This is a genomic window from Rahnella sp. CJA17(1/100), assembly GCF_963881615.1.
Taxonomy (GTDB): Bacteria; Pseudomonadota; Gammaproteobacteria; order Enterobacterales; family Enterobacteriaceae; genus Rahnella; species Rahnella aceris.
Genome location: NZ_CAWOJA010000033.1, coordinates 121,428 through 147,860, shown reverse-complemented (window position 1 = coordinate 147,860; position 26,433 = coordinate 121,428). Strand labels below are relative to the sequence as shown.

At 53.3% G+C, this 26,433-nt stretch carries 23 protein-coding genes and 3 pseudogenes; 15 read left to right on the top strand and 11 right to left on the bottom strand.

Annotated elements, in window-relative coordinates:
- Window positions 1-240 precede the first annotated feature (240 nt).
- Window positions 241-1,752 (top strand): anion permease, encoded by a 1,512-nt coding sequence (locus AACU55_RS15395; protein ID WP_134705687.1) that lies wholly within the window; start codon window positions 241-243, stop codon window positions 1,750-1,752.
- Between the two features lie 65 nt (window positions 1,753-1,817).
- Here the strand turns inward: AACU55_RS15395 and AACU55_RS15390 are convergent, their stop codons facing one another.
- Window positions 1,818-2,483, bottom strand: a complete 666-nt coding sequence (locus tag AACU55_RS15390) for a GntR family transcriptional regulator (RefSeq protein WP_013575621.1) — start codon at window positions 2,481-2,483, stop codon at window positions 1,818-1,820.
- A 187-nt stretch (window positions 2,484-2,670) separates the two neighbouring features.
- On the opposite strand from AACU55_RS15390, the gene AACU55_RS15385 reads away from it, so the two are divergent.
- From AACU55_RS15385 to AACU55_RS15355, 7 genes and pseudogenes are all read left to right on the top strand, one after another.
- Window positions 2,671-4,164 (top strand): ABC transporter substrate-binding protein, encoded by a 1,494-nt coding sequence (locus AACU55_RS15385; RefSeq protein WP_134705686.1) that lies wholly within the window; start codon window positions 2,671-2,673, stop codon window positions 4,162-4,164.
- A complete protein-coding gene (locus tag AACU55_RS15380; RefSeq protein WP_013575623.1) occupies window positions 4,161-5,006 on the top strand; it encodes an ABC transporter permease in 846 nt (281 codons plus the stop codon). Before AACU55_RS15385 ends, AACU55_RS15380 begins: the two co-directional genes overlap by 4 nt.
- A 1-nt stretch (window position 5,007) precedes the next feature.
- Window positions 5,008-5,922: an ABC transporter permease gene (locus AACU55_RS15375; protein WP_013575624.1), complete on the top strand. Its 915-nt coding sequence runs from the start codon at window positions 5,008-5,010 to the stop codon at window positions 5,920-5,922.
- A complete protein-coding gene (locus AACU55_RS15370; RefSeq protein ID WP_134705685.1) occupies window positions 5,919-7,301 on the top strand; it encodes a M20 family metallopeptidase in 1,383 nt (460 codons plus the stop codon). The genes AACU55_RS15375 and AACU55_RS15370 overlap by 4 nt, the downstream gene beginning before the upstream one ends.
- A gap of 63 nt (window positions 7,302-7,364) precedes the next feature.
- Window positions 7,365-8,363 (top strand): annotated as a pseudogene (locus AACU55_RS15365) (1-aminocyclopropane-1-carboxylate deaminase/D-cysteine desulfhydrase).
- A 1-nt stretch (window position 8,364) separates the two neighbouring features.
- A complete protein-coding gene (locus tag AACU55_RS15360) occupies window positions 8,365-9,363 on the top strand; it encodes an ornithine cyclodeaminase (protein ID WP_134705684.1) in 999 nt (332 codons plus the stop codon).
- A complete protein-coding gene (locus tag AACU55_RS15355) occupies window positions 9,356-10,225 on the top strand; it encodes a sulfurtransferase (protein WP_134705683.1) in 870 nt (289 codons plus the stop codon). Before AACU55_RS15360 ends, AACU55_RS15355 begins: the two co-directional genes overlap by 8 nt.
- On the opposite strand, the gene AACU55_RS15350 is transcribed toward AACU55_RS15355, so the two are convergent.
- Complete coding sequence (locus AACU55_RS15350; RefSeq protein ID WP_134705682.1) at window positions 10,218-11,846, bottom strand: dipeptide ABC transporter ATP-binding protein; 1,629 nt, start codon at window positions 11,844-11,846, stop codon at window positions 10,218-10,220. The genes AACU55_RS15355 and AACU55_RS15350 overlap by 8 nt on opposite strands.
- A gap of 459 nt (window positions 11,847-12,305) precedes the next feature.
- Here AACU55_RS15350 and AACU55_RS15345 point away from each other — a divergent pair, with 459 nt between their 5' ends.
- Window positions 12,306-12,878 carry a cytochrome b/b6 domain-containing protein gene (locus AACU55_RS15345; RefSeq protein ID WP_013575630.1) on the top strand — a complete coding sequence of 191 codons (573 nt, stop codon included), beginning with the start codon at window positions 12,306-12,308 and terminating at the stop codon, window positions 12,876-12,878.
- Between the two features lie 289 nt (window positions 12,879-13,167).
- On the opposite strand, the gene AACU55_RS15340 is transcribed toward AACU55_RS15345, so the two are convergent.
- On the bottom strand, window positions 13,168-13,545 hold the full coding sequence (locus tag AACU55_RS15340; RefSeq protein ID WP_134705681.1) for a winged helix-turn-helix transcriptional regulator: 378 nt from the start codon (window positions 13,543-13,545) through the stop codon (window positions 13,168-13,170).
- A gap of 100 nt (window positions 13,546-13,645) precedes the next feature.
- Here AACU55_RS15340 and AACU55_RS15335 point away from each other — a divergent pair, with 100 nt between their 5' ends.
- The gene (locus tag AACU55_RS15335) at window positions 13,646-14,377 is read left to right on the top strand and encodes an SDR family NAD(P)-dependent oxidoreductase (protein WP_037034099.1); all 732 of its coding nucleotides are present in this window, start codon (window positions 13,646-13,648) and stop codon (window positions 14,375-14,377) included.
- A gap of 118 nt (window positions 14,378-14,495) precedes the next feature.
- On the opposite strand, the pseudogene AACU55_RS15330 reads toward AACU55_RS15335, so the two are convergent.
- Window positions 14,496-14,603 (bottom strand): annotated as a pseudogene (locus AACU55_RS15330) (glutathione transferase GstA); the annotation flags it as partial.
- Here AACU55_RS15330 and AACU55_RS15325 point away from each other — a divergent pair.
- Both AACU55_RS15325 and AACU55_RS15320 read left to right on the top strand, forming a co-directional pair.
- Window positions 14,603-14,887 (top strand): annotated as a pseudogene (locus AACU55_RS15325) (LysR family transcriptional regulator substrate-binding protein); the annotation flags it as partial. The pseudogenes AACU55_RS15330 and AACU55_RS15325 overlap by 1 nt on opposite strands.
- 113 nt (window positions 14,888-15,000) lie before the next feature.
- On the top strand, window positions 15,001-15,468 hold the full coding sequence (locus AACU55_RS15320) for a GNAT family N-acetyltransferase (protein WP_112152436.1): 468 nt from the start codon (window positions 15,001-15,003) through the stop codon (window positions 15,466-15,468).
- Window positions 15,469-15,656: 188 nt separating this feature from the next.
- Here the strand turns inward: AACU55_RS15320 and AACU55_RS15315 are convergent, their stop codons facing one another.
- The 4 genes from AACU55_RS15315 to AACU55_RS15300 all read right to left on the bottom strand — a co-directional run bounded on the left by AACU55_RS15315 (window position 15,657) and on the right by AACU55_RS15300 (window position 19,733).
- The gene (locus tag AACU55_RS15315) at window positions 15,657-16,874 is read right to left on the bottom strand and encodes a hypothetical protein (protein WP_134705680.1); all 1,218 of its coding nucleotides are present in this window, start codon (window positions 16,872-16,874) and stop codon (window positions 15,657-15,659) included.
- A gap of 305 nt (window positions 16,875-17,179) precedes the next feature.
- The gene (locus tag AACU55_RS15310) at window positions 17,180-17,617 is read right to left on the bottom strand and encodes a hypothetical protein (protein WP_173362073.1); all 438 of its coding nucleotides are present in this window, start codon (window positions 17,615-17,617) and stop codon (window positions 17,180-17,182) included.
- A 50-nt stretch (window positions 17,618-17,667) separates the two neighbouring features.
- Window positions 17,668-19,056 carry a sensor histidine kinase gene (locus tag AACU55_RS15305; RefSeq protein ID WP_134705679.1) on the bottom strand — a complete coding sequence of 463 codons (1,389 nt, stop codon included), beginning with the start codon at window positions 19,054-19,056 and terminating at the stop codon, window positions 17,668-17,670.
- A complete protein-coding gene (locus tag AACU55_RS15300) occupies window positions 19,056-19,733 on the bottom strand; it encodes a response regulator (protein WP_013575641.1) in 678 nt (225 codons plus the stop codon). Before AACU55_RS15300 ends, AACU55_RS15305 begins: the two co-directional genes overlap by 1 nt.
- Before the next feature lie 206 nt (window positions 19,734-19,939).
- On the opposite strand from AACU55_RS15300, the gene AACU55_RS15295 reads away from it, so the two are divergent.
- From AACU55_RS15295 to AACU55_RS15285, 3 genes are all read left to right on the top strand, one after another.
- Window positions 19,940-20,776 carry a MipA/OmpV family protein gene (locus AACU55_RS15295; RefSeq protein WP_015689968.1) on the top strand — a complete coding sequence of 279 codons (837 nt, stop codon included), beginning with the start codon at window positions 19,940-19,942 and terminating at the stop codon, window positions 20,774-20,776.
- 270 nt (window positions 20,777-21,046) lie between these two features.
- Window positions 21,047-21,361, top strand: coding sequence for a PTS sugar transporter subunit IIB (locus AACU55_RS15290; RefSeq protein ID WP_134705678.1), 315 nt, complete (start codon window positions 21,047-21,049; stop codon window positions 21,359-21,361).
- Between the two features lie 246 nt (window positions 21,362-21,607).
- Window positions 21,608-22,093 carry a GNAT family N-acetyltransferase gene (locus AACU55_RS15285; protein ID WP_134705677.1) on the top strand — a complete coding sequence of 162 codons (486 nt, stop codon included), beginning with the start codon at window positions 21,608-21,610 and terminating at the stop codon, window positions 22,091-22,093.
- Between the two features lie 170 nt (window positions 22,094-22,263).
- Here the strand turns inward: AACU55_RS15285 and efeB are convergent, their stop codons facing one another.
- The 3 genes from efeB to efeU are packed head-to-tail and all read right to left on the bottom strand — an operon-like array spanning window position 22,264 to window position 26,405.
- The gene (gene efeB / locus AACU55_RS15280; RefSeq protein ID WP_134705676.1) at window positions 22,264-23,535 is read right to left on the bottom strand and encodes an iron uptake transporter deferrochelatase/peroxidase subunit; all 1,272 of its coding nucleotides are present in this window, start codon (window positions 23,533-23,535) and stop codon (window positions 22,264-22,266) included.
- Window positions 23,536-23,538: 3 nt separating this feature from the next.
- Window positions 23,539-24,762 (bottom strand): iron uptake system protein EfeO, encoded by a 1,224-nt coding sequence (efeO, locus tag AACU55_RS15275; protein WP_013575654.1) that lies wholly within the window; start codon window positions 24,760-24,762, stop codon window positions 23,539-23,541.
- Window positions 24,763-24,776: 14 nt separating this feature from the next.
- Window positions 24,777-26,405, bottom strand: a complete 1,629-nt coding sequence (efeU, locus tag AACU55_RS15270) for an iron uptake transporter permease EfeU (protein ID WP_134705675.1) — start codon at window positions 26,403-26,405, stop codon at window positions 24,777-24,779.
- Window positions 26,406-26,433 lie beyond the last annotated feature (28 nt).

Here is a 26,433-nt window from a genome sequence, read left to right as displayed (position 1 = left end):
ATTTCGATAAATAAATAACCACACTTATTGTAATGATACCGTATTGATATAAGTGAATGTATTGCGTCATTCAGGCTAAGAATAAAAGTAACATCTTAATTTCGTCACAGAGGATTCGCTGTCATTGCGTACCGCTTAACGCATTTAAGTTCGAAAGAAATTAATGGTTTTCCGAATCAGAACACCATCTTTGATAACCGTGGCGTAACGCTCACACTCAATTACGGGCAGACAAAATTTATGAAACCCACATCGACATTGAATGTTCCCGGCAAGGCCGATCCGGCCTCCGGGGGACTAAAAAAACGTCTGATTATGTTGTTCCTGCCGGTGCTGGTGGCGGTGCTTTTACTGCTGACGCCGGTCCCCGCCGGGCTTGAACCCTATGCGTGGCATTTCTTCGCCATCTTTGTCGGCGTGATTGTCGGCCTGATTTTCGAACCCTTGCCCGGCGCCGTGATCGGCCTGACCGGCGTGGTGGTGATCGCCCTCTTCAGTCAGTGGCTGTTATTCAGTCCGGACGAAATCGCCAACCCGAAATTTAAAATGCCCGCCGAGGCGTTCAAATGGGCGGTGAGCGGCTTCGGCAACTCGACGGTCTGGCTTATTTTTGGCGCGTTTATGTTTGCCGCCGGATATGACAAAACGCAGTTTGGTCGCCGTCTGGCGCTGATCCTGGTGAAATATCTTGGCCGTCGCAGCCTGACATTAGGTTACGCCATTACCTTTGCGGATCTGTTGCTGGCACCTTTCACGCCGTCCAACACCGCACGCAGCGGCGGAACCATTTACCCGATCATCGCCAACCTGCCGCCGTTATACGGCTCCAAACCCAATGACCCGAGTGCGCGCAAAATCGGTTCTTATCTGATGTGGGTGGCGATTACCGCCGCGTGTATCACCAGTTCGATGTTCCTGTCGGCGCTGGCCCCGAACCTGCTGGCACTGGCGCTGGTGAAAAGTATCACCGGCTTTACGATTTCCTGGGGTATGTGGTTCCTGGCGTTTCTGCCGCTGGGGGTGCTGCTGATCCTGACCATGCCTTTGCTGGCCTACTGGTTCTATCCGCCGGAAGTGAAGATTAATGACGAGGTGCCGCGCTGGGCGAAAAGCGAACTCGACAAACTGGGTAAGCTGTCGCGTAACGAAATCCTGCTGCTGATCTTTGTATGTTCTGCGCTGCTGATGTGGATTTTTGCCGCTGCGTGGATTGAACCCGCGCTGGCTGCGTTGCTGGTCGTGGTGCTGATGCTGTGGACCGGCGTGCTGAACTGGAACGATATCACCAGTAATAAACCGGCCTGGAACACCTTCGCGTGGTTTGCGACGCTGGTCGCGCTGGCGGATGGTCTGGCCCGCGTTGGTTTTATTGCCTGGCTGGGTAAAGAAGGCGGTCAGTTACTCGACGGATTCGACCCGCAGGTCGCGGCAGTTATGCTGCTGATTGCGTTCTTCCTGCTGCACTACCTGTTCGCCAGTACCACGGCGCATACCACCGCGCTGTTACCGGCGATGCTGACCATTGCGGCGGCTATTCCGGGCATCAATATGCCGGTTTACTGTCTGATGATGGTGACCTCGCTGGGCGTGATGGGGATCATCACCCCGTACGGCACCGGCCCGAGCCCGATTTATTACGGCAGCGGCTATCTGCCAACCAAAGACTACTGGCGCCTTGGTACCATCTTCGGCGCGATTTTCCTCGGCGGCATGATGCTGATTGCCTATCCGTGGATGGTACTGATGTTCTGATGAACCACCCTGCCAGACTGCGTGTTGCAGTCTGGCAATTCCTCCTGACTCCCGGCAACCGCCCGTCACTCCTGTAGAAAATAATGCTTACCGAGAATGGCTGCGCCGTCATCAATCGATTTGTGGATAAGCTTCACGCAGCGTTTAGCGTCGCCCGCTTCCAGCGCCACCAGCAGTTGATCGTAATTATGCTGGCCCTGCGCCATATGCGGTGACTGCGGATAAAGATAGTTAAAACACGGACCAATCTGCACCCACAACTGCTCAATCAGCGCGGTCAGCGTGGGCATCGCGGCCATTTCATACAGAGTGAAACGAAACTCCCGGTTAGCCTCTAAAGCGTCCTCAACGTTATTTTCCACTTTCGCCGCCATAAATCGGGTATTCAGCGTTTTCAGCAAAGCGAGGTGTTGCGCAGTGATCTGCCCGCAGGCTTGCGATACCGCCAGCCCTTCAAGATTTTTGCGGATAAGGGTGATTTCCTGATACCGCGCCAGCGCAATTTTAGGCACCAGAAAAGCCTGTGCAGGCGTCGCATCAAGCGCGCCCGCCGACACCAGACGCAGCAATGCTTCGCGCACCGGTGTCACGCTGGTGCCCAGTTTTTCAGCAATTTCTTTGGTCACCAGCCGCGCGCCCGGTTTGAGTACGCCGACAATTAATGCCCCTTTCAGTTTGGCCTCCACCTGCATAGTGAGGCTGACACGCTGCGCTTTTTCCATCTCAAACATCTGACGTTTTCCTTTAGCAAAATAATGGCTTTTCTTTTGCGGTTTAATCTGTAGCTTGCCAAAAATACATTATATAGGATATATCATGTATTGAGGAATTGAATACTGATTGACCGTTTTTGTGACGCACAACCTTCACGTTAATTCCGTCAACTCTTCTGGCGGCTTCACTTTGGGAATGACCGTAATGAGAATACCTGCCTTTAAACCGGCTTCACTGGCCCTGCTTATCAGCCTGACAACACCGGCTGCTTTCGCCTCTGAACTGGTGATCGCCCAGCCAGCTTCCGCCACGGCGATGGACCCGGGTTTCCTGAAAGAGTCTGCCACACTGGTGGATAACCTCTTTGATACGCTGGTGCTGCGCGACGCCAATATGCAGTTGCAACCGGGGCTGGCGACAAGCTGGAAATCACCCGATGATACCACCTGGGAGTTCACCCTGCGTCAGGGTGTGAAGTTCAGCGACGGCGAGCCGGTCAATGCGCAGGCGGTGAAATTCTCTATCGACCGTATTCTGGATCCTGCGAATCACGCGCCGACCATTTCGTATATCCGCACCATCAAATCCGTGGAAGTTACCGGCGATTATCAGGTGAAAATCCACACCACCGGCCCCGACCCGCTGCTGCCAACCCGCATGAGTCGCTACCCGACCTATATTGTGCCACCGGCGTATGTCACCAAGGTCGGTGCTGCGGAATTTGCCCGCAAACCGGTGGGTTCCGGCGCGTATACCCTCACCGCATTTATTCCCGATGAAAAAGTGGTGATGCAGGCCAATCCGGGTTACTGGCGCGGCAAGCCCGCCATCGATACCGTCACCTGGCGTCCGATCCCGGAGGCCACCGGGCGCATCACCGCCCTGCTGACCGGCGAAGTACAACTGGTTGATGGCGTACCGGCCGATCTGGTGCCAGCGCTGAAAAATAAACCGGGCGTGCATCTCGAACAGGTAAAAAATGGCGGACTGACCATTTACCTCGGACTGAAGAACGACCAGAAACCGCTGAATGATGTGCGCGTCCGTCAGGCGTTATCACTGGCGCTGAACCGCACGGCCTATACCCGCGATTTACTGCACGGTTTCGGCACGCCGACCGGCACCATGGCCGGGCCGAAAGATTTTGGCTATGAGGCGATCCCTGCACCGGCGCAGGACATCGCCAAAGCCAAAGCGTTACTGGCAGAAGCGGGCTATCCGCAAGGCTTCACCCTGCGCTTCCAGGCACCCCGCCGTTATATTGCCAGTGCAGACGTCGCCCAGGCGATTGTGCAGGATCTGGCAGCCATCGGCGTGAAAGCGCAACTCGAAGTGCCGGAATGGTCGGTCTATACCCAGCAGGTCGCGGCGCAGAAACAGGCACCGATGTACATGCTGGCGTGGGGATCAACACAGACGCTGGACGCCGATGCCGCGCTTTATCCGATCCTGCACTCCGGCGAGCCGTATTCTACGGTGAATTCGCCTGAACTGGATGCCCTGCTGAACAGCAGTCGTATCACGGTCGACCCGGCCAAACGTGAGAAGATTTTGCAGCAGATACAGCAGGTTGTTGCCAGTCAGCAACCGCTTATTCCGCTGTACAAAGAAGATTCCCTGTATGCCAGTGCCGACAACGTGACCTTCACCGGCCGCGCCGATTCGCGGATCCCGCTGTTTGACCTGAGGATGAAATGATTTCACTGCGTACAACCCTGCAAAGGAAATCCCGCCGCCGGTTTTACGGCGACGGGCTCCTCGGCGGACTGTTGCTGCTACTGGTGATTGTCCCGGCGCTGCTGGCGCCGTGGCTGCCCCTGCCGGATCCGCTGACCAATGATCTGGCTGCGGCCTTTTCCTCGCCGGGCGGCCATCATCTGCTGGGCACCGATCAACTGGGGCGCGATTTGCTGTCGCGTATTTTATCCGGTACGCGGCTTTCGCTGATGGTGGTGTTGCTGGCAGCGTTAATTGCGGCGGTGACGGGCTCGGCGCTGGGCATGATTGCCGGTTATACCGGCGGCTGGCTCGACGCGCTGATCATGCGCCTGATGGACATCCAGCTGGCGGTGCCGTTCATCCTGCTGATCCTGCTGGTGATGGCGCTGTTCGGCGCGTCACTCACCAATATTATTGTGATCATGGGCGTGACCAGTTGGGCGATTTATGCCCGTGTCGCCCGTGCCAAAACACTGGAAATCCGCGAGCTGGAATTTATCGAATCGGTCAAAGCCATGGGATTTTCCACCCCGCGCATTTTGCTGCGCCATGTGCTGCCCAGTCTGATGACCCCGCTGATCGTGCTGCTGACGCTGGATATTCCGCGCCTGATCGTGCTGGAAGCCTCGATTGGTTTTCTCGGCATGGGCATTCAGCCGCCGACGCCGACGCTCGGTAATCTGATCGGCGAAGGCCGTTCTTATATGCTGCTCGCACAGTGGCTGGTGCTGTATCCGGGGCTGGTGATTGCCGCACTGGTGATTGGCTGCAACCTGCTCGGCGACAGCCTGCTGCGTAAAACCCACACGAGGCTCGACTGATATGCTGCGTTATATCTTGCAACGCCTCGGGCAGTCAGTGCTGGTGATGTTTGGCGTGTCGCTGCTGATTTTTTACAGCCTGCACCTGACCGGCGATCCGGCTGCGGTCATGATGCCGCCAGGCTCCAGCCAGCAGGAAATCGACAATTTCCGCCACAGCATGGGCTTTGACCGTTCACTGACGTGGCAGTACTGGCATTATCTGACCGGTGTTTTACAGGGCGATCTGGGCGAATCACTGCGCTACAGCCAGCCGGTCACCGAACTCATCGGCCAGCGCGTTCCCGCCACCCTGCTGCTGGCCATTACCGCATTGCTCTGGAGCACCGTCGCCGGTTTGCTGCTCGGCATCGTCAGCGCGTTATATCAGAACACACTATGGGATCTGGTCTCACGCCTGCTGGCCTTCAGCGGTCAGGCGGTGCCGGTGTTCTGGCTTGGCCTGCTGCTGATCATCGCCTTCAGCCTGAACCTGCGCTGGTTGCCGTCCGGCGGGTATGGCAGCGCCAGTCAGCTGGTGATGCCTGCCATCAGCCTCGGCGCGTATTACATGAGCGCCATTGCGCGGCTGATCCGCGCCAGCCTGATTGACGTTCTGCAACAAGATTACATCCGTACCGCCCGCGCCAAAGGGCTGAGCCGCTGGCGTATTGTGGTTCGCCACGGTTTACGCAATGCGCTGATCCCGGTCATTACCGTGCAGGGCATGTATTTCGCCTCGCTGCTTGGCGGTGCGCTGGTGACCGAAATCATTTTTGCCTGGCCGGGTATTGGTCGCCTCGCCGTTCAGGCGATCCAGAACCGCGATTTTCCGCTGGTACAGGCCATTGTGCTGCTCGCCGCGCTGGTGTTTGTCGGCATTAACCTGATTATCGATTTGCTCTATGTGGTACTCAATCCGAGGATCCGCCTGTGACACATCCCGTTCCCCCTGCGCTGCAACCGACGCTCGATTTGCTCCATGCGATGACGCCGTTCGCCAGTGTTTCCGGCCAGATCAGCCAGCAGCGCGAACTGGCACAGTGGCTGGAAGACTGGATCCGCCAGCAGCTTAACGGCGTGCCGGTGTTGCCGGTCAGCCAGCAGAACGACGACAACACGCCGCCGCTGGTGCACATGCGCATTGAGCGTCAGGCGGCAAAAACGCTGGTGCTGTACAACATGTACGACGTGATGCCCGCCACGGACGAAGGCTGGGAATTCCCGCCCTTCACCGGCGGTATTGCCGAATGGCCGGGCATCGGTGCGGTATATATCGCACGCGGCGCAGAGAACAATAAAGGGCCACTGGCAGGCATGCTGATGGCGATAAAATCGCTGTGCGACGCAGGCGGGCCGGACGTTAATCTCGAGATCATTCTCGAAGGCGAGGAAGAAACGGGCAGTGGCCGGTTGCGGCGTTATCTGGCGCAGGAACCCTGTCCGGTGTCGTCCGCCGGGGCGGTGTTTTTCCCCTCGCTGTGTGAATACGGCGGCGGCGCACCCCGCGTGTATCTCGGTTTCAGCGGACTGAGCGGCGGCCGTTTACGGGTCAGGGGCGGCGCATGGGGTGGCCCTCACGCGGCTATCCATGCCAGTAACGCCAACTGGATTGCCAATCCCGTCTGGCGGCTGGTTCATGCCCTTCATGCCATTGCACCCGCCGAAAACAGCGGCGTCATCGCCCGTCAGGCGGTGGATGAACCGGCAAACCGGCTGCTGCATACCCTGGCGCAACAGTTCAGCATCAGCGATGAACTGCACTTTCGCCGCAGCGAAAAATTGTCGGTCAGCGGCGATACGCTGGCCTGCCTGCAACAACTGATCAACGGCGCGGTGCTCAACATTTCAGAAATCTGCAGTGTTCCGCAACAGGCGCGGGGCGTGATCCCGCACAGCGCCAGCGCGGAACTCGCGCTGCGCGTACCGCCGGGCATTGACGGTGAAAACCTGCTGGCGGCAATCCGCCAGACGCTCAGCCGGGCGGAATTCGACGGCGTGGAACTTGAGCTGGACGACAGTTACCCCGGCCACCGTTTCCCGCGCAACAGCCCCGGCGTCGATGCCCTGCTCGCCAGCTATCAGGCTCAGGGCGCGCAACCGCAGGTCTGGCCGTGGGCACCCGGCTGCGCACCGGCGTATACCTTTGCCCGCATCGCACCGGCCTTTCTGATTGGCGGCCTCGGCCACGGCGGCAATGCGCACGGCGTGAATGAATTTGTCACCCTGCGCGGGCTGGAACGCTTTCAGCAATCCGTCACCGACTGGATCCGTTTTTACGCCCGCGACACCCCTTTTTCTGCTTTGCCGGAATAATCCGGCGGGGCTTTGCGTCAACATCCGGGAATGTTTTAAAAGATAATCACCAGGAAAATTATGATGAAACAAGCAGATGATTTTGAACGTGTTTCACTGGGATTCTTCCCCACACCGCTCGAACGCCTGAGCACACTCGGCGACTCACTCGGCATCACGCTGGATATCAAACGTGATGATTACACCGGCTTCGGCGGCGGCGGTAATAAAGTCCGTAAACTGGAATATCTGATGGCCGATGCCTGCCGCAAGCAGGTCAATGTGGTTATCACCACCGGCGGGCATCAGTCCAACCATGCCCGGATGGTGGCGGCGGCGGCGCGTAAGTTCGGCATGAAACCGGTGCTGGTGCTGCGCGGCCATCAGCCGGAAACCTATCAGGGCAATCTTTTGCTCGATAAGCTGTTCGGCGCGGAGCTGGAGTTTCTCGACCCTGACGGCTATTTCACCCAGATTGAAGGGGCGATGAATGCCCATGCCGACGCGGCACAGGAACGCGGTGAAAAAGCGCTGATTATCCCGCTCGGCGGCGCCACGCCGCTCGGTGCGCTGGGTTATGTGCGCGCTATCGAAGAAATGGACGCCCAGCTTAAAGAACGTCATCAGTTGCCGCCTGACGTGATTGTCGCGCCGACCGGTTCCGGCGGTACGCTGGCCGGGCTGTATGTCGGCGCACGTAAATACTGGCCGGACACCAAAATCGTGGGTATCAGCGTCAGCGCCAAAGCGGAATGGTTCCGGACACGAATTTCCGCCATGGCGCAGGATTGTGCTGATTTGCTGGAATGGCCACAACACTGGACGCCTGACGATATCTGGATTGAAGACGAATTTGTCGGCACCGCCTAAGGCGTGCCGTCTGACGGCGGCATTGATGCTATCTACCGCGTTGCGCAGGCCGAAGGTTTGCTGCTGGATCCGGTCTACACCGGCAAAGCCATGCACGGGCTGATCAGTCTGGTGGACCAAGGCAAAATCAGCGCCGGTTCACGGGTGATTTTCGTGCACTGTGGCGGCTCACCGGCGCTGTATCCCTTTGCGCAGACCTTGCTGGAGCACTGAGATGACGCAGGGTTTTCGCTATCTGAATCAGCGGGATGTCATGGCGCTCGGCGGTACGCAGGCGCAGGCCGCGCTGGATGATATGCGTGACGTTGTCACATTAATGCGCCAGCAACAGACGCAGATGCCAGCGGAAACCCACGTCAGTCTTGCCGGTGCGCGGGGAAAAGCCTACGCGCTGCCCGCCTGCGTAGGCGGACGTTTCAATGCCGCTGGCGTGAAATGGACGGCACATCGCCCCGATGTCCACGACGGGCTGCCGCAGGCGATGGCGATGACGCTGATTAACCGCGCAGATAACGGTCTGCCACTCGGGCTGGTGGAAAGCGCCGCGCTGACTGCCGCCCGCACCGCTGCCGTCTCGGCGCTGGCGTTACGCCATGCCGCACCGCGTCCCGTACAGCGCGTTCTGCTGCTCGGCACCGGCGTGCAGGCCACGGCGCATCTCGATATGCTGCGTCAGCTTTTCCCGGACCTGCAACAGGTCAGCTGGTGGAGCCGCAGCGCATCTGCTTTTGTCCCAGACAGCGACAACCTGCCGTGGCCGCTGGTCCGAATCACCGGTTTACCGCACGCCTGCGCACAAGACATCGACGCCGTGATCACCTGCACCAGCGCCGCCGAACCGCTGCTGGGCGCGGAGGCAATCCGCCCCGGAAGGCTGGTTATTCAGGTGGGTTATCACGAAGTCGCGTTTGAGGCGATTGCCCTCGCCACAAAAGTGGTGGTCGATTTGTGGGGAGATTTCTGCGAAACCAGCGCCAAAAGCCTTTTCCAGATGTACCGCGCCGGACAGTTTTCGCCGGACCGCGTTGACGCCGATTTAAGCAATCTGCTGCTCGATGGCTGGCGGCCTGCGCCGGATGACAGTGTGTATTTCTCCTCGTTTGGCCTCAACGTTTTCGACATCGCCCTGGCGGCCCGCGTGCTGGCACTCGCGCAGCAGCGGGGAACCGGCACGCTGTTACCGCTTTTTCCGGAGTCATTTTACCTTGCCTGATTACTCTGCTTTCCCCCTGCCGCGCATCATTATCAGCGCCGCAGAGCTGCGTGAACGCCAAAAAAATGGCGAAAAGTTTGCTCTGATTGATGTGCGCGAGATCGCTCAGTGGCAGGCCGCAACCCTGCCGGGCGCGCATCATCTGAATGTTTATGATTACTTTATTCCCGACAGCACTGAAGCCGGTGTGAACAGCCTGTTCAATGCCTTTCAGCGTGCCTGGCAGTCGCTGGACATACGTGACAACGTCACACCTGTTTTCTTTGAACAGCAGGTCGGTATGCGCTCCCCGCGCGGTGCGTGGTTTGCGCTGTGCGGCGGCATCTGCCAGCCGCTGGTGCTCGATGGCGGGCTGGATGCCTGGCAACGCGCAGGCGGCGAGCTGATGCCGGGAACCGGCAACAGCGCAGTGATAAGCGCAGAAAATCCGGATTACCGTGCAGGCATCAGCGCGGACATCGCACCGCGCAAAGCACTGACGGCCACGCGGACGGAAGTGCTTGCGGCACAGGCGTCAGGCGCACAGATTCTCGACGCCCGGCGTCCGTCCGAATTCAGCGGTGAATTTGCGCATGAATGCTGTCACCGGGCAGGAAGAATTCCCGGTGCAAGATTGCTGTTCTGGGAGGATGTGGTGCATAACGGCGCGTTTCAGGATGCCGGAGAAATCCGCCATCGCGCGGAGAAAGCCGGACTGCATCCCGACCGGCGGATCATTATTTATTGTCACCGGGGCGCACGTGCCGCCACGGTATTCACCGCCCTGCAACTGGCGGGTTACAGGCAACTGGCCATTTATGTTGGCTCCTGGCATGAATGGGCGGAACATCCTGAACTGCCCCTGCTGACGGGTTTTAACTGACGTTGCGCAGTTGTAACGCCTGCCTGATATCCGGCGCTGCCGCCAGTAAAGTTTGCGTATACGCGTGCTGCGGTGCGCCCAGCACCTGTGCGGTAAGTCCGCTTTCCACAATGTTACCGTGATAAAGCACCACCACGCGGTCACACACCTGTTTTACCGCAGCGAGATCATGGCTGATAAACAGCACGGTCAGGCCGAGTTGTCGCCGGAGCTCATCCAGCAATGCCAGGATCTGCCCGCGAACCGAGAGATCTAACGCCGACACGGCTTCATCCGCCACCAGCAGTTCCGGCTCTAACGCCAGCGCACGGGCAATCGCCACGCGCTGACGCTGACCGCCGGAAAATGCGCCGGGCAACCGGCTGGCGTGGTGCGCTTCCAGCCCCACCAGCGTGAGTAATTCATCTACCCGCGCCTGAATCTGCCCGGCAGGACGCAATTTCCAGACACGAAGCGGCTCAGCAATTTGCTCACCGATGGTCATTTTAGGGTTCAGACTGGCGTACGGATCCTGGAAAATTATCTGTGCGCGGCTGCGCATTTTCTGCCGCGTGGCGTGACTGGCGCGGGTCAGGGAAACGCCATCAAATTCGATATCACCGCTGTCAGTTTCCGTCAGGCCAATGATCGCCCGCCCCAGCGTGGTTTTCCCCGAACCGGATTCGCCGATCAGCCCCAGAATTTCGCCGCGACGGATATCCAGCGACGTCGGGAAAAGCACCGTTTGCCGTTTTGCCGGCATGAAAGGTAAACGCTGCGCCTGCGGATAGCTTTTGGTCAGTTCGCGCAAACGCACCAGCGGCGATGCCGCGCTGATTTCTGCGCTGAACGGACGCGGTTCGGGCTGGGAAGCGGCGATCAGTTTGCGGGTGTAAGGTTCCTGCGGATCGGTCAGCAGTGTTGCCACCGGCCCTGCTTCCACCAGATTTCCCTGATGCATGACGTAAGCGCGGTCAGCGTAACGCGCCACCACGCTCAGGTCGTGGGTGATCAGCAGCACGCCCATCTCCATTTCTTGCTGCAATTCCAGCAGCAACGCCAGAATCTGTGTCTGAATGGTGACATCCAGCGCAGTGGTCGGCTCATCGGCAATCAGCAGCGACGGCTTACAACTGATGGCGCTGGCAATCATGACCCGCTGACGCATGCCGCCGGAAAGCTGGTGGATATACTGTTTCGCCCGTTGCTCAGGATTGTGGATGCCGACCCGATCCAGCAAAGCGATGGCCTCACGGTGCGCCTGTTTCCAGCCCAATCCCAGATGGCGCACCAGCACTTCAGCTATCTGTTCACCGACTTTCAGCACCGGATTCATGCTGGTCATCGGTTCCTGAAAAATCATCCCCAGCCGTTTACCGCGCACAGCCGTGTCAAACGCGCCCTGCGGGCTGGCAATCTGTTTATCAGCCAGCCAGATTTCACCGCCCGTCATACTCACACCCGGCGGCAGCAATCCCATCAACGCCAGCGAACTCAGCGTTTTACCGGAACCGGATTCCCCCACCAGCGCCACCATTTCACGGCAATTCACCTGCAGGGAAAGCGGTTTGACCAGCGGTAATCCGGCATCGGTATGAATGGCGAGGTGGCGAACGTCGAGCAAGGGTCTGGCAGTCGTCATGGCGGTGATCCGGCGAAGAATTAAGCATTGAGAATATATCGTATATTCTCAACCGACAACCTTAAAGACCGCCTTCGATAGATTAATTTCTGCTAATTAATCATGATTTATCAGGGTTTCCCCCTCAGACACAAAACCTGCCGACTGCCTGCCGGAGGGATTCGCAGAAAAGGCAGGTTAAGGGTATGCATGAGGAAATAATGTCGTCGGGCTGAAATGACAGCAACAGGGGGGCGTTATTTGCCAGATAGCATAAATAATCCCGGCAAAACGCGTTTGGCCATGGGTTCAGTTAATAGGCCAAAATGCCGATGGTAATAATAATAGTTATCACTTCCCAATATTTGTTGCCACGTTGACGGAATGAGAACGTGTTGGCAAATAATTTTAAAATTAAGGTTAAGCTAATAATTCTTTCGTAAGATTCAGAATGTCGATCAATCCATTAAGGCAATCGCTATGAAATCACGAATTTGGAATATGTTACCCCATGAGTACGCCCCTTTTTTTCGTGCCCTGCACATCGTTGTGGCACTTTTAATACTTTCACAAATTATCAACTCCAACTTTACTGAAACTGAAGCGCTTGCCGGGCATGGCCTGGACAGCGTGATAACCTGGGTGCATGTAATTTCCGGGTCAGGGCTGATTATCTGTGGCTTCCTGATGCTTGGCTGGATGATGACCCAGAGAGGTTTTACTTACTATTTTGCTTGGGCTAAGCTGGATTTTGAGGGTATTAAACAGGATATCAATACGCTGATGAAATATCGCTTACCTGAAGCCCATTCCGGTGGCATTGCCAGTACTATTCAGGGGCTTGGTGTTCTGGCGTTATTATGCGTAGCCATATCGGGTGGATTATGGTTCTTACTCAATACTGTTGAATCTGATTTAGCGGATAAAATTATCGGGTGGCATAAGTTCCTTACTACTTTTATTGAAGTCTATTTTTATGCGCACGGTGCAATGGGGATTTTACACCTGTTAATTGAACGATATAAAAACCACTCACCGGCTATTAATGATTAACTTATTACAGGCTGAGTCATGACATTTAATCATTTTTAATGATGTGATATCGCCTTTGGCGCGAAAAGCCACGCTCGCTGGGGTTGGCCGCGGATGAGGCGATCTCCTGTCGTTTATTACCCCCCTGAATGCGCAATTATTGTTCCGGCCTGAATGCATCAGGCCTCAAGAGACCTCCGGGCAAATGCTGTCTGTCAAACCTGCTCCACCGTACCGGGGCTTCCTGAAGCCGTAACGCGACCAGATTCCCCCGTTCTGCCCGCGAAAGTCTCGCGCTGGCCGCAGAGTTCTAAATCTCTTTCACCCGGGACGAGTCGTACACCTCCTGGGCCCGTTCCATTTCTGCTCCATGCTCCAGCGCCCATTCGTACAATGCAATAAACGGTTGCTGTAGCGTCTGTGCCAAAGCGGTAAGACTGTATTCCACACTCACCGGTGAAGTAGGAAGCACCTTTCGATAGACCAGCCCGTTACGTTCGAGACGCTTAAGCGCATCAGACAATGCTTTGTGAGTGATCCCATCTAACCGGCGGCGAAGTTCATTAAAGCGGGAGGGTTTAGAGCAAAGCACAGTGAGAATTAAAATCGACCATTTATTAGTGATGTTCTCAAGAACAGGACGGGTTTTTCCTACATCTCTTAAGTCACTGCTATCAATCTGTGTCATAGCGATATACTCCGGGATACTTAGTATAAGTAAAGTGCGTAATTGTTATTTAGTATAAAAATTATATCATCTCTTTTCCCTTCGAACAGGAGTTAAGCAGATGAGAAGATTAGACAACAAAGTGGCCCTGGTACTGGGCGGAGCAAAAGGCATTGGCCTTGCCATTAGTCAGCGATTTGCCAGCGAAGGTGCGACAACCTGGTTCACATCGCGGCGGGATGAAGAGTTAAAAGCAGCAACCCAGTCAATTGCGGGCAACGTAAAGGCGCTACGTGCGGATGTCAGCCAGATAAGCGAACTGACCCGCATAATAGAGACCGTTAAGTCGGCGTCAGGCCAGATTGACGTGCTGGTAATTAATGCCGGAATGTCGGAGTACTCGACTCTCGAAAAGATAACCCCGGCGCATTTTGATCAAATTTTCGGCCTGAATGTTCGCTCACCGCTTTTTGGTCTTCAGGCCGCACTTCCGCTCATGAAAGCGGGTGCAAGCGTGGTGTTAATAGGTTCGATTGCAGATGTCATAGGAACTCAGGGATATGGTGTTTACAGCGCCAGCAAGGCGGCACTGCGTTCTTTTGCGCGTACGTGGACACGTGAATTATCCGCACGAGGCATTCGCATTAATGTGGTCGCTCCAGGCCCTATCGATACCGATATGATGCTGGCTGCCTCTGCGGAGGTACGCAATGAATTAACCCGCGCAATACCCTTAGCAAGGATGGGCAAACCTGAAGAAGTTGCAAACGCTGTACTGTTCCTGGCGAGTGATGAAAGCAGTTATATAGCGGGAGCTGAAATTTGTGTGGATGGCGGGCTGACACAAGTTTAGCTGTAACGTCCGCTCTGGCACTAAACGCCCCACAAAAAGGATGTCACTGGGCAGCGGGAAGCGGACCTTTTGCTTTGCATCTGTCAGACATTTGCGTCTGCCATAAGCTTTATCGGGCTTATTGAGATGCTTCTGCAAGTAAGGCAGCCTGCACGGCAGGACGCGCATTGATATTTGCCATATACGCCGTTAATACAGGCCAGCGATTCAGTTCGATGGAAAAGAAAGCAGGCAGGCTTGCAGCTCTCTGATGTACGCGTAAAAGTACGGGATTGGGTCAGCGCCTGCATGCTGGTGCGTGAAGGCATGGGTGTGACGCTGATTCCTGAATCTGCCCTGCCAGCTGAATTGCGAGGCCTGTGCGTGGTGCCGGTGACACCTTCTATACACCGTGAATTTTGTCTTGTCTGTTCGCCATCCGGAAAGTCTTCTGGTGCGACACAGGCATTACTGCAAGGGCTGCGTAAAAGAGGATGTACACATTTTGATTATTCTATCCAGTGTCAGTAACCTGGCAGTTGCAACGTCGAACTGGCGGCGCCAATCCGACGTTAATGAGTCACAAAGCTGCACAGCCTGTTATGTTGCACATCTTAGTGGCAGCCGAGCTTCAAGGAGTTTAGATGAGCAAATCGCCTGACATCACCGTTGGGTTCCGCCGCGCGGAAGAAAATGATGCGGAATTGGTTCGTGAGATAGTTCTTGCGGCCTATTCCAAATGGATTTCGGTCATTGGTCGTGAACCGACCCCGATGAAGGCCGATTTTAATAAAGTCGTCCGTGAGCATGACATTGACCTGGCCATTGTTGCAGGGGATGTCGTCGGCCTCATCGAAATATGTCTCCATGCTGATCATCTTTGGATAGAAAATGTTGCGGTACATCCTCACCGGCAAGGAATTGGAATCGGCCGGAGATTACTGTCGCATGTTGAAAGTAAAGCAGCTCAAGCGGAGATTGGGGAAATTCGCCTGCAGACGAACGAAGCATTCGAGGCGAACATTGCATTATATGCGGCGCTAGGATATGAAATCGATAGACGTGAACCATTCATGGGTGGAAAGACCGTCTTTATGAGCAAAAAATTGTAGCGGTTACTAACACTGCCCCGAAACAAAGATTTCTTGAATCATTTTAAGGTGCATAGCTACTCAGACCTATCCGCTAAAGGATCAAGGGCAGCTTTGAGCGAAAAAAGGACGTTTAAGTGTTCTGACATTAGTAGTAAATCTATAATGACGGCCCATTTGAAATGGGTGTTTCCAATATTATAATTGATTCAAAATTCTTTTTTAATTATGACGTCATATGAATCTAAAGCGACTTGATAATTAGAAAACATCTGATTGACTGCCCAGTTAAGTGAAGAGAATTCAACCAGCGCTTTTGTGAAAGTATGAGAGTAAATTAATGGGCCGCCTTTACTTCTCATTTCCGATAAGTATTTATCAGTGATGAATTTAAATTCTATTTTGTATTTATCGGCAGTTTTATTCAAAATTTCACAATCGAGAAATAAATATATAGAATAAAGCCCCAACATAAATGCAGTGTAGATTTCAGGGTCATCAATGAGTAAAGTGTAAGGATAAAACAAAGAATTATCCTCTTCATTTTTGAATTGATTAAGTGAAAAAAATGCTGGTTTTTTTAATTTTTTCAAAACTGAAAAATCGACATTGTCTTGATATTTAGAACCATGATAAAAACTTAAACAGTATAACCCGCCCTCTATTTTTGAAAGGTTGTACCCGGTATGCTTTGAATCTGTGAAGTGCTTATTAAAAAATTCTTTATTACTTCTTTCATCTTCACTCATCGTAATTCTTTGGCTAATAACTTCTCCCCCTCTAATAGTCGTGCTGATATCTTTCTCTAAGTAACTATGAATTTCTTGCATGTTTTTCAGTTGTTTATTTGCCTTGACCCTACATGCCTCGCTGTTTTTTATTTCCATAATAAAAGGAATTTCCTTATCCATCAGGGTAAGATCTCCATAACGCATAATACTTGTCAAATCATTTAAAAGTGCTTTGGAACCGATGTCAATAGCATAGCGGAAGCATTTAAGTTCGAGGTCAAGGCCATCTTTACCATGAATATCTCCCGATAATTCTTTAAGGTTATTTGAATTTGAAGAGTATGAATATGCTCTTAGATCCCCTTTATCATAATAAAGGTGAGGGAGGGAATTTCCAATATTCCTCAACCATACCTTTAGCTCCGTCAACTCATCTAACTGCAAGATGGTTTTATTTATTGAAGATTTTATTTGTAAGGAGATTTCTTTCGTATTGGCAGGGTTTTTCTTCATGCGTTTAAGGTTTTTTAACCTAAATTTCCTTGTGTTAAATTTGCACTCTACCCAGTGATGGTATTCAAGTAGTTTTTCTTGAATGTCGCCAAGAACTTTTACATTATTTTTATCTTGTTGAAGTTTGTTGATTTCAGTTTTTATACTCAGCAGTTCATAATAAAATAATCGTTTTATTTTCAACCAAATTTCAAGTAATGATTGACAAAACTATATCATCAAAAAACTAGTCAACCAATAGACAAAATTCGATAAAGTTATGGTAGGAATTGTTATCGTCTTTGTTATCAAACAAAATTTTTGCACTGTCCGATTTTGGCACACAGCAGACAAACACGTGACGCTGAAGGTCTGCTGAGAGCGAACAGCAGACGTTCGCAGTTGTTCTCATTACTGATGAAGGCATTACTTAAATCGCGGTGTGTAAATCAACGGGGGATTAAGTCATATGGCCTGAGATGCTTCACGGTATTGACGAGAGTGTCGTTCTAGCAAGATCTATCGCCGTCAGCCCAGCGCTTGATATCACTTATATTTGGCGACCTGATGCCCACACTCAAGATGTTCTTGGTTGTGTATAGGCTGACCTGTGCTTTGTCCCCATCATGTCTTTCTATTTCAATTAGCGTGTTGTTAATCAACAGTCCCTGCGCAAGGAGCTTTTGATTGATCTCACCTTCATTGCGCTCACCGTCAAACTCGCTTAATACGATGACCGGATTTCCTGAATATGCCTCATATTCCAGGCATTGCCTTGCCATGTGTCTTAAGGTTCGATAGGTATCGGAGGGCTCCGTCTTGCTCGTGAAGCTGCCGTCATAGGATGATTGACTGCTTTTTAATTCGCTGACGGTTATGGCGCATCCGCTGATTGAGATAGAAAATAATAGTGTAGACAGCGTCAAATATTTCAATTTCAACTCCATTGTTCTGACAGAGGCCCTTCGCTGGGCTGGTATCAAAATCATGTTTTCTTTCAGGCGGACTTGTGGTTTGGAAAATCAACAGTAACCATGAGCCCACCTTCTGCAGACGTACTCAGGCATACGCTGCTGTTATGTTGCTGCGCAACCGCTTTGACTATGGCAAGCCCCAGTCCACTCCCGCTTTGTATCTGATTGGGATCGCGAAAAAACCTATCGAACACGCGCTCCCTCAATTCAAATGGAATGCCGGGCCCTGCATCTGAAACACGTAGCTGAGTAGATTTATCAAGTGATCGTACATCTACCTCAACCCGTCCGCCCTCAGGGCTGTACTTCACGGCATTTTCAATTAAATTATCAATCAGCGACATCAGGCGTTCCCTGACGCCTGTGATCCAGACTTCATCATCAGAGTAGAATTCGAGCTCAATCCTGCGCTCAGCCGCCAGCGGTGCCAGTGCAGCCATTCGCTCTTGTATGAGCGTTGTCAGCGGCACAGGCTCCATAACAGTGTCAATACGCACTTCGCTGTGCATCATCAGCAGCAACTGATTGACAAGACGCGCTGCACGGCTATTGCTGCGAATAATCCCTGCCAGCAACTCCTGTTGATTATTGCTGCTTACATAGGACTGCAACGCCTCCACATTGATTCGCATCGCAGCCAGTGGGGTACGCAGTTCGTGAGCGGCATCTGCAATGAAAACCCGTTCCCTATCAGAACTCTCTTGTACCCTGGCAAGAAATAGATTAGTAGCGTCCACCATTTGGCGAAGCTCCATGTGCTTTGGCACTTCTTTTAAGGGAGAGAGATCTTCTGAAGTTCGTAAGGAAATTTCATTTATCACCTTGTTCCAGGGTCGCATTGCAATACGGATTGACAGCCACGCGGGAAACAAAAGAAAAGGAATGCACACCAGTAGCGGCAATATGTAGTATCCACGCGAGTTCAGGTATATAAAAAAGTTCCAGCCGCCGGCAGGCGTGACAAGTGTTACCTCCGCGTCGGAGTTCACGGACTTGAGAGTACGGCTAGTCCAGGTGCGACCTTCACTCTGAATGCTCTGAATTTTCCCATACAGGGTGTTTGTCACCCCTGCCGGAGCGCCATCAGATGAATAAATTATCTCTTTATTCTTCCGAACGATTAGGCTGATTGACAGTTTCGGATCTTCACCTCCGCCATAACCTTCCCGCAACGCGGTGCTGAACTTTTCCAGCACCGCGTTGCGATCCTGCGGGCGATCATCCATACGATCAACCAATGTAAGAATGGTTTCGTAGGTATTGCTGCCCGTTAGCATCGGGGGGCTACGCAAGTTCTCCCACAAAATGTAGGTCAGAAAAAGACACCAAAGCAGTGTAAGCAGTAGCATCTGGGCGATCATAATTCGCCGTACGAGCGTTGGAGTTCTCAGGTGGCGCCAAAAATTTCGCATCAACCAGCCCCTTTCTGAATCGGTACGGTATCAATGACATACCCTACGCCCCTCACCGTTCGTACATAACCGTCGCCGATTTTGCGACGTAAATTACCCATATGCACATCGAGTGCATTGCTCATATTTTCTTTTGCGCCGAATATCCTTTCTTCCAGAAACCTTCGTGTAAGCACGCGATCAGTGCGCATCATTAAAGTTTCAAGCAGCGCGTATTCACTTGCCGTCAACTCAACATTCCGCGCGCTCACTGTCACGCGACGAGTCGGCACGTGGAGAGATAACCCACGAATTTCTATCACCTCATTCTCAAAACCGTAACTGCGTCGCGCAAGTGCTCTTACCCTGGCCAACAACTCGGCGAGAACAAAAGGTTTGACGAGATAGTCGTCAGCACCGGCATCCAGCCCGCACAGGCGATCCTGCAGAGTGCCGCGCGCGGTCAGAATGATGACGGGGATCCCCTTGAGCTGCTGGCGCAAGTACGCCATCAGGCTCATGCCATCGCCGTCGGGCAGTCCGAGGTCGAGCAACACAAGTTCCGGCACGCAGGCATCGAGTTGATGCAGCGCATCCACTTTGCGGCGAACCCATATGACATCTAATCCTTGATCTGCAAGGGCAATACGTACGCCATTGCCGAGATCCAGGTCGTCTTCGATGAGGAGAATTTTCACAATAGTTACGTTATCAACAGTGAATGAAGAACGTCTGAAGAAAAAAACGGTATCAGGAAATTTATCAGGTTTGTGTCACCGGTACGTGCTTAAGTATTTCTTCATTTTTAGCTCATGAGAACTTTAGGGTGCGTATTCAAACTGAGCGTTCTGGCGTTTAAAACCCGCTTGCATCGTAATCGTTTGAATCCATAAGGACTTCTTTAATGAGCAACTTCGAACTGCGTCATAAGTTCCCCTATTCACTCTCAGGACGCACCCTGATAAAAATGCTGCCGGGCGCGCTGCTGGCGTTACTGGCCACCCCAACACTTGCGGCAGAACCACAACAGGGTAACGCCTTAACGTTGGGAGGAGGCGTGGATGTTACGCCACTTTATTCTGGTTCGGATGAAAACCGCGTCACGACAGCCCTGGTGCTTGATTACTCGATGCATAATGGGTTCTTCGTGAGTACCACGCGGGGTATCGGTTACGGCAACAGCACCGGCAAGCTGGATTACAGTACTGCGCTAAGCTATCGCGCAGGCCGTAAGGATCATGACGTGGACAGCGACTCACTGAGCGATGGCAGTGACGACTTGCGGGGTATGGGCGATGTCAAAGGCTCGGCTATCGGGGCATTGGGTCTGGGGTATAAGGTCACCGACTGGCTTCATTTGCAATTGCAGGCTGAGGTGCCATTTTCTCAGCGGGACAATGGCGCGGCCCTGCATTTCGGCATTATCAGCCCGCTTTATAGCTCATCGGAAAATACCGTGACGATGGCGCTGACCAGCAGTTGGGGAACAGGCAACTATATGCAAACTTACTACGGGGTAAGTTCATCACAGTCAGCCGCATCGGGGTTTAGTCAATATGATGCCGGTTCCGGGATTTATGCCTATTCACTGAATATGGACTGGACACACAAGTTCAACCAAGACTGGAGCGTGGTTGCCGCAACAGGCTTTACGCAGTTGGCTGGTGATGCACGCAACAGCCCGATTGTGCAACGAAAAGCATCGCCCACTGGAAGCTTGAAAGTGACATATAGCTTCTGAACGTAGTTCGATTGCACTGTCAATAAATACACACTCGATCCGCCCCGATACAGATGATGGGGCGGTACTCACAAAGGACGTAAGGATTTCACTTAAGGAAAGCTCAAGCCCAAAGATCCAGATGCATCCCGTCAGTCCAACAATACGGCAGGTTCGTCTTTCCTGGGTTACATCAACTCTGCTGGAGATTTGTCATGCAAATAAGATGCAGAGCTCGTTTTATGAGCATGTCGAGTATTATTCTGTGAACAATTCTCAGGAGGTAAAAATATGAAAAAGCTTCTGATATGTTGTTTGTTTGGTAATACAGCAAATTCTCTCGCCAAAAGGATGCAGTTGCTGGCAGAAAAAAAGGACTACAATCTCATGATTAGCGCTGTGGGTCTGGATAATTTTGCCAGTGTAGCTCCCGCTTTCGACGGTTTTCTGATTGCGCCACACATTCAGTACAAGGTCTCCGAGATTGAAAAAATTGTCGGGGACTCTCGTTCAATTGCAATTATTGAAAGTCTGCCCTATGCGTCACTCAACGCGGAGAAAGTTTTAGCGTTTGTGATGGAACAGATGCCTGAACTGACATTCTGATACCAAAGGCCGCATTGCTTATGCGGCCTCCCCTCTTATGTATGGAGTTTGTGTATAGCGCTGTAACCGACGGCCATTAATTAAAAACTGTGATGTACATAATTTCCGCTTCTGGCACAGGGCTGCCCACGGCTACGATCAAGGACAGCTTTGAGCGAGCAGCAGTCATGATACCCTCGGGATAGTTTGGAAACAGTGTTGTCCCATCCCCCGTTTTGGCTGATGCTTTCCTTAACAGGATGCTTTATGTTGGTCACACTCATCCTGCAGGGTATAACCATGATAACAGTAGAGAAATCAGATCCATTTTCTTCAGAATCCCATCGCTTAATCGACATGCTGTCAGCAGAACTTGCCGCTATTACTGGTGATAATGGCAAAAGCAATTTCACCGTTGAAGCAATGAGTGATGACAAAGCTTTATGGGCATTAGCAAAGAATTCTCATGGCAAAGCTATAGGATGCGGTGCTATACGGCCATTAACGCAAAATATCGCCGAGCTTAAAAGAATGTTTTCAGACCGAAGTGTGTCAGGGATTGGCGGTGCCTTACTCACTTTTCTTGAAAAATCTGCAAAAGAGATGGGATATACAGAACTTAGGCTGGAAACCCGACACATGAACTATCGGGCTGTAAATTTCTACGAGAAAAATGGTTATATCCGTATTGAGAATTACGGCCCATACATAGGCAGGACAGAAGCTGTCTGTTTCTCAAAGCCATTGCGCTGATCATATCTAGCGGATCTGACGTCCGCTCCTGGCACAAAGCTCCGCGCAATTATGCGCGGAAAGCGAACGTAAAGGTTTTCAGATGACAACGAGGGCGTTCCCCCGGCATAACGCCAAAAAAGCCAGCAAATGCGCTGGCCTGGTTTTTAGTGTATGTGCTTCCGGCGGGCTTACACCTTAAACATATCAGCACCAATATACTCGCCTTCCTTCGGTGCCGGTGGCACGAAGAAAATACCCGATCCGATATGTGAAATATATTCATTCATCGCGTCGGATGCGCCTAAACGGTTCTGAAGCGCTTCAAACTGCGCCGGATCTTTCTGATAGCTGATGAATAACAAACCGGCATCGAGCTGGGCCATATTATTCAGTCCGTCCGTGTAGTTATATGAACGACGCAGGATTTTAATCCCCCCATTATTTTCATGCGCGGCCAGGCTGATATGTGCAGTGGCCGGAATAATTAAGTTGCCGTCCGCAGCCGTTTTCTTAAAGTCCGGCGTATCAAACTCTCTGGTGCCGGTCAGCGGCGCGCCGGAGACTTTATGGCGACCGAACACATTGTTCTGGTCGCTGACGCGGTCAGTATCCCAGCTTTCAATGTGCATCTTGATTTTGCGTACCACCTGATAGGTGCCCTGCTGCTGCCACGCAGGGCCGCCATCGTTGATCCAGACATATTTGTCAAAATCTGCTTTTTCGGTGATGTTGCGGGTGCCGTCTTTAAAGCCGAATAAATTGCGCGGAGTGGACTGGCCTTTACCGGCTGACGCACGGCCAAAGCCCATGACCGTCCAGCGGGTCTGCGCAGCGCCGGTACTTTTGGCAATACGCGCCAAATCACGAATGGCGTGATAGGCCACCTGCGGATCATCCGCACAGGCCTGAAGCGAGAGGTCACCGCCGGTCACTTCAGGTTGTAAGTCATCGCTCGGGAGCTGCATCAGTTCACGCATCAGCAACGGTTTTTGTTTCACCAGTCCAAAGGTTTCGCTGAACACGCGCGGGCCGAGGCCAACGGTGACGGTCAGTGACGCCGGACCCAGATCTAACGCCTCGCCGGTATCCATACCGACGCCACTGTTGCGCAGAGGCTCAATCTGACCAATGGTGCCACCTTTCATCAGTTGGGCAATCGCCGATGACCAGCGCGCCAGCAACACCTGCAAATCCTGACGGCGGGTGGTGGTGAGATCAAACGTCATGTACATGATGTGACGCTGAGGCTGCGTGCTGATCCCCGCCTGCCCGCCGGTGCCGTAAAAAGGGTGTTCACGTGAAAGATCGACCTTATCTTCCGGGTCACGGGCGGCGGTCTGTCCGTGCGCCTGGCTGATCGCAGGAATGGCCAGCGCACTTGCGCCCGCCACTGCACCTTTGAGCAAATCACGCCGGGAGAACTTACCGGCCTCCCTGGCCGGTTGGTGTTTATCGCTCATTCCTCAGGCTCCTTTATTCGCCGCGACTTTCTCACCGATCTTAGACAGGGGTTCTTGCAACGCCTGAATAGTACGGCTCAATTTAGCAGCATCAGAGGCTTTCAGTTCCGCGGTGTAATATTTGTAACCGCCGGGGACTGAAGGATCACGATAGGTTTCCAGCATAACGTGCACGGCAGCGAACTGCGCGGCAACCTGTCTGGTCAGCGCCGGATCGATTTTTTCCAGCCCCGGTTGCAGGTAAGCGAACGCCTGTTGCGCACCTTCTACGTTACCCGCGAAATCAACCAGATCGAAGTGGCTGAAGGCTTCTTCCTCACCGTTGATTTTGGTGTTCTGCACTTCTTCCAGCAGATCTGCGGCACCGTTCGCCAGATCTTCAGGTTTGTAAGTCAGCGCTTTGGTCAGGGTGTCGAGCTGTGCGACGTTTTTCTGTAATTCGGCAGCCAGCTGTTTGGTTTCATTCGTGATTTTACCCTGACCGAACAGGTCACGCTCAATGGCGTGGAATCCATGCCAGCCTGCTTTCGGGTCAAGGTTAGACGCACGCATGTCGATCAGATAATCGAGGTTACCGGCGTTGTCCGTCGCTTTGAAGCCCGGCAATACAAACCCGCTCACATCAGATTCAATACGTTCGTAGAAAGGACGCGCTTTCGCGTAATCGGCTTTCGCTGTAGCAAGATCTCCCGCATCAATATCCGCTTTCAGGCGGTTCACACCGACCACCATCGCATCCACCACGCCATTCACATAAGTGGCGTAATCTTTGGTGCCCTGCGCCAGAATGGTCCCGGCGCTGCCCGCAGGTTGTGTGGCGCTTTTGCCGGTGACGGTAAAGTCGGTCATTTCATGTTGCGCGCCCGGACAATAGATTTGATATTTGCCGCCGTCGAGAGTCAGGGTGAATTTCACCATCGGCAGGCCGGGTGCCAGATTCTCTTTTTCGCCCAGAATACGATCATTGCTCAGCAGCTCTAACTCCGTGATGGCGGTTGCCGTTTTGTTCACCACATTGAACGTGACCGGCCCCGCTTTCGCTGAATTATGGTCAACCACACACGTACCGCCGTTATCTCCGGTCATGGTGATATTCACTTGTGAAACGCCATTTTTTACCGCTGCCTGCGCCGCATCAGCCGGTGCTTCCACTGAAAACATCAGCAACGCCGCCAGGCCCGCCGTGGTCATCAGAGATTCTTTTTTCTTAAAATTCGGTTTACGCATGAATTTCATTTCCTTTATTTATTTTTTGGCAAACTGGTGTGTAGTTGAGAACCGAATGACAGGCTGTATTCACCCGCAGCGGCCAGCCTTTCATTACGGTGTTTCAGGAGAACCCGTCGTGCTGAGAAAACAAAAATCAGGGCCAGCGCGGCCAGAATGACCGGCAACATATATGCCCAGAAACGGTAGGTATCTTGTGCGATTTGCAGTTGTTGCAGGGCATCAGAAACGGTCTGCTGATACGCCCCGCTCACCTGCCAGTTGCAGGCTGAAGCGGCCGCCGTCGGGTGACGAACGGTGATGGTTCGCGGGGATTGCAGGCCGCTGCCGGAAAGCGTGATCAGCTCATCTGCCCGGGCACTGGCCCCCAGCAACACGCCCTGTGCCACAGAGGCCTGAACAGTGCAACTGACCGACCATTGCGCCTGATAAGGCCCCGGATGCATCGCCGGATTCAGACCAATGGGAATACGGTTGCCATAGAATGCCACCAGTTGATCAAGCGTCAGAACGGCAGGCGCATCCGCAGGCGTGAAGCGAGATTTGGTTTGCCACTCGAGGGTTTGCAGGCCGCCATGATGACCGGCAATGGCGGCGCTGGCGGGCAGAACGGTCACCCTCACGTTGCCGTCCTCAGGCGTCACATTCAGCTGATAGCCATTCGTATCAGACAACAGTTTTACCTCACCCGCCGGTGCGGTGTTCCGGGTGTCATTACTCACCAGCGGTGCGCTGGCAGGCAGTTGCAGTGTGCAGTTTGGGTAAAACAGGCGCAATCCCACTGCTGACACGACCATCACACCGGCAAATGCCAGCCGCAGCCGCGCACCGTTAATCGCAGAGGGACGGCGGTGCGCAGGCCAGTAAATCAGCAGCGACACAATGACAATGTAGAGCAGCCAGGCGACAGTCTGGATCAGGTTCGGATCCGGCGGAATGCCCAGCACGCCGGTAATCAGCGCTGAGCGGACAGTGCCCGGCGGCACCAGCCAGGCGAGATCCGCCACGCGCTGCTGCCCGATATTCAGCCAGCCCGCTTCGTGTGCCGTCAGCAACGCGTTAATGATTAATCCGCCTGCGACCAGGATCAGGAACAACCCTGTGAAGCGGAAAAAGCGCGAGAGATTGATGCGGATGCCGCCGAAATAAATGCCACAGCCGATGCCCACCGCCACCAGCAGGCCGGTTACCGCGCCGGCCGCCGCCCACATGGCTGACTGCGCGACCGAGAATGTGGCGAGCAGAAACACGCTGGTTTCAAAGCCTTCTTTCAGCACGGCGAGAAAAGCCATACTCGCCAGCGCCCGGGCGCCTGACTGGCTTATCGCCTGCGCGGCTTCGCTTTCCAGCTCATTTTTCATGGTGTGAGCGTGGGTGTTCATCCACATGATCATGCCAGTGACAAAGAAAACAGCGATCAGGCCGATCACCGACTCCATGCCTTCCTGACTTGCCTGCGGTAACGCGCGTTCGGTCATCTCCAGCGCCACGCCGACCATCACCGAAACCATCAGCGCCAGCCCGACACCCATCCACATCGCGAAAAGGCTTTTACCGTTTTTGCGTAAGAATGCCGCAATGATCCCGACGATAAGTGCCGCTTCCAGACCTTCACGAAGACCGATAATAAATGTGGCTAACAAAGGGCAAACTCCAGGCAACAAGACGCAT

Excerpts from the sequence above, each read along its gene's own strand:
- AACU55_RS15380 (WP_013575623.1), top strand. The coding sequence starts at position 4,161 with ATGATTTCACTGCGTACAACCCTGCAAAGGAAATCCCGCCGCCGGTTT.
- AACU55_RS15385 (WP_134705686.1), top strand. The coding sequence starts at position 2,671 with ATGAGAATACCTGCCTTTAAACCGGCTTCACTGGCCCTGCTTATCAGC.
- AACU55_RS15340 (WP_134705681.1), bottom strand. The coding sequence starts at position 13,545 with ATGACACAGATTGATAGCAGTGACTTAAGAGATGTAGGAAAAACCCGT.
- efeO (WP_013575654.1), bottom strand. The coding sequence starts at position 24,762 with ATGCGTAAACCGAATTTTAAGAAAAAAGAATCTCTGATGACCACGGCG.
- efeB (WP_134705676.1), bottom strand. The coding sequence starts at position 23,535 with ATGAGCGATAAACACCAACCGGCCAGGGAGGCCGGTAAGTTCTCCCGG.
- AACU55_RS15320 (WP_112152436.1), top strand. The coding sequence starts at position 15,001 with ATGAGCAAATCGCCTGACATCACCGTTGGGTTCCGCCGCGCGGAAGAA.
- AACU55_RS15310 (WP_173362073.1), bottom strand. The coding sequence starts at position 17,617 with ATGGAGTTGAAATTGAAATATTTGACGCTGTCTACACTATTATTTTCT.
- AACU55_RS15285 (WP_134705677.1), top strand. The coding sequence starts at position 21,608 with ATGTTGGTCACACTCATCCTGCAGGGTATAACCATGATAACAGTAGAG.
- AACU55_RS15305 (WP_134705679.1), bottom strand. The coding sequence starts at position 19,056 with ATGCGAAATTTTTGGCGCCACCTGAGAACTCCAACGCTCGTACGGCGA.
- AACU55_RS15290 (WP_134705678.1), top strand. The coding sequence starts at position 21,047 with ATGAAAAAGCTTCTGATATGTTGTTTGTTTGGTAATACAGCAAATTCT.
- AACU55_RS15375 (WP_013575624.1), top strand. The coding sequence starts at position 5,008 with ATGCTGCGTTATATCTTGCAACGCCTCGGGCAGTCAGTGCTGGTGATG.
- AACU55_RS15295 (WP_015689968.1), top strand. The coding sequence starts at position 19,940 with ATGAGCAACTTCGAACTGCGTCATAAGTTCCCCTATTCACTCTCAGGA.
- AACU55_RS15345 (WP_013575630.1), top strand. The coding sequence starts at position 12,306 with ATGAAATCACGAATTTGGAATATGTTACCCCATGAGTACGCCCCTTTT.
- AACU55_RS15390 (WP_013575621.1), bottom strand. The coding sequence starts at position 2,483 with ATGTTTGAGATGGAAAAAGCGCAGCGTGTCAGCCTCACTATGCAGGTG.
- AACU55_RS15350 (WP_134705682.1), bottom strand. The coding sequence starts at position 11,846 with ATGACGACTGCCAGACCCTTGCTCGACGTTCGCCACCTCGCCATTCAT.
- AACU55_RS15360 (WP_134705684.1), top strand. The coding sequence starts at position 8,365 with ATGACGCAGGGTTTTCGCTATCTGAATCAGCGGGATGTCATGGCGCTC.
- AACU55_RS15335 (WP_037034099.1), top strand. The coding sequence starts at position 13,646 with ATGAGAAGATTAGACAACAAAGTGGCCCTGGTACTGGGCGGAGCAAAA.
- AACU55_RS15395 (WP_134705687.1), top strand. The coding sequence starts at position 241 with ATGAAACCCACATCGACATTGAATGTTCCCGGCAAGGCCGATCCGGCC.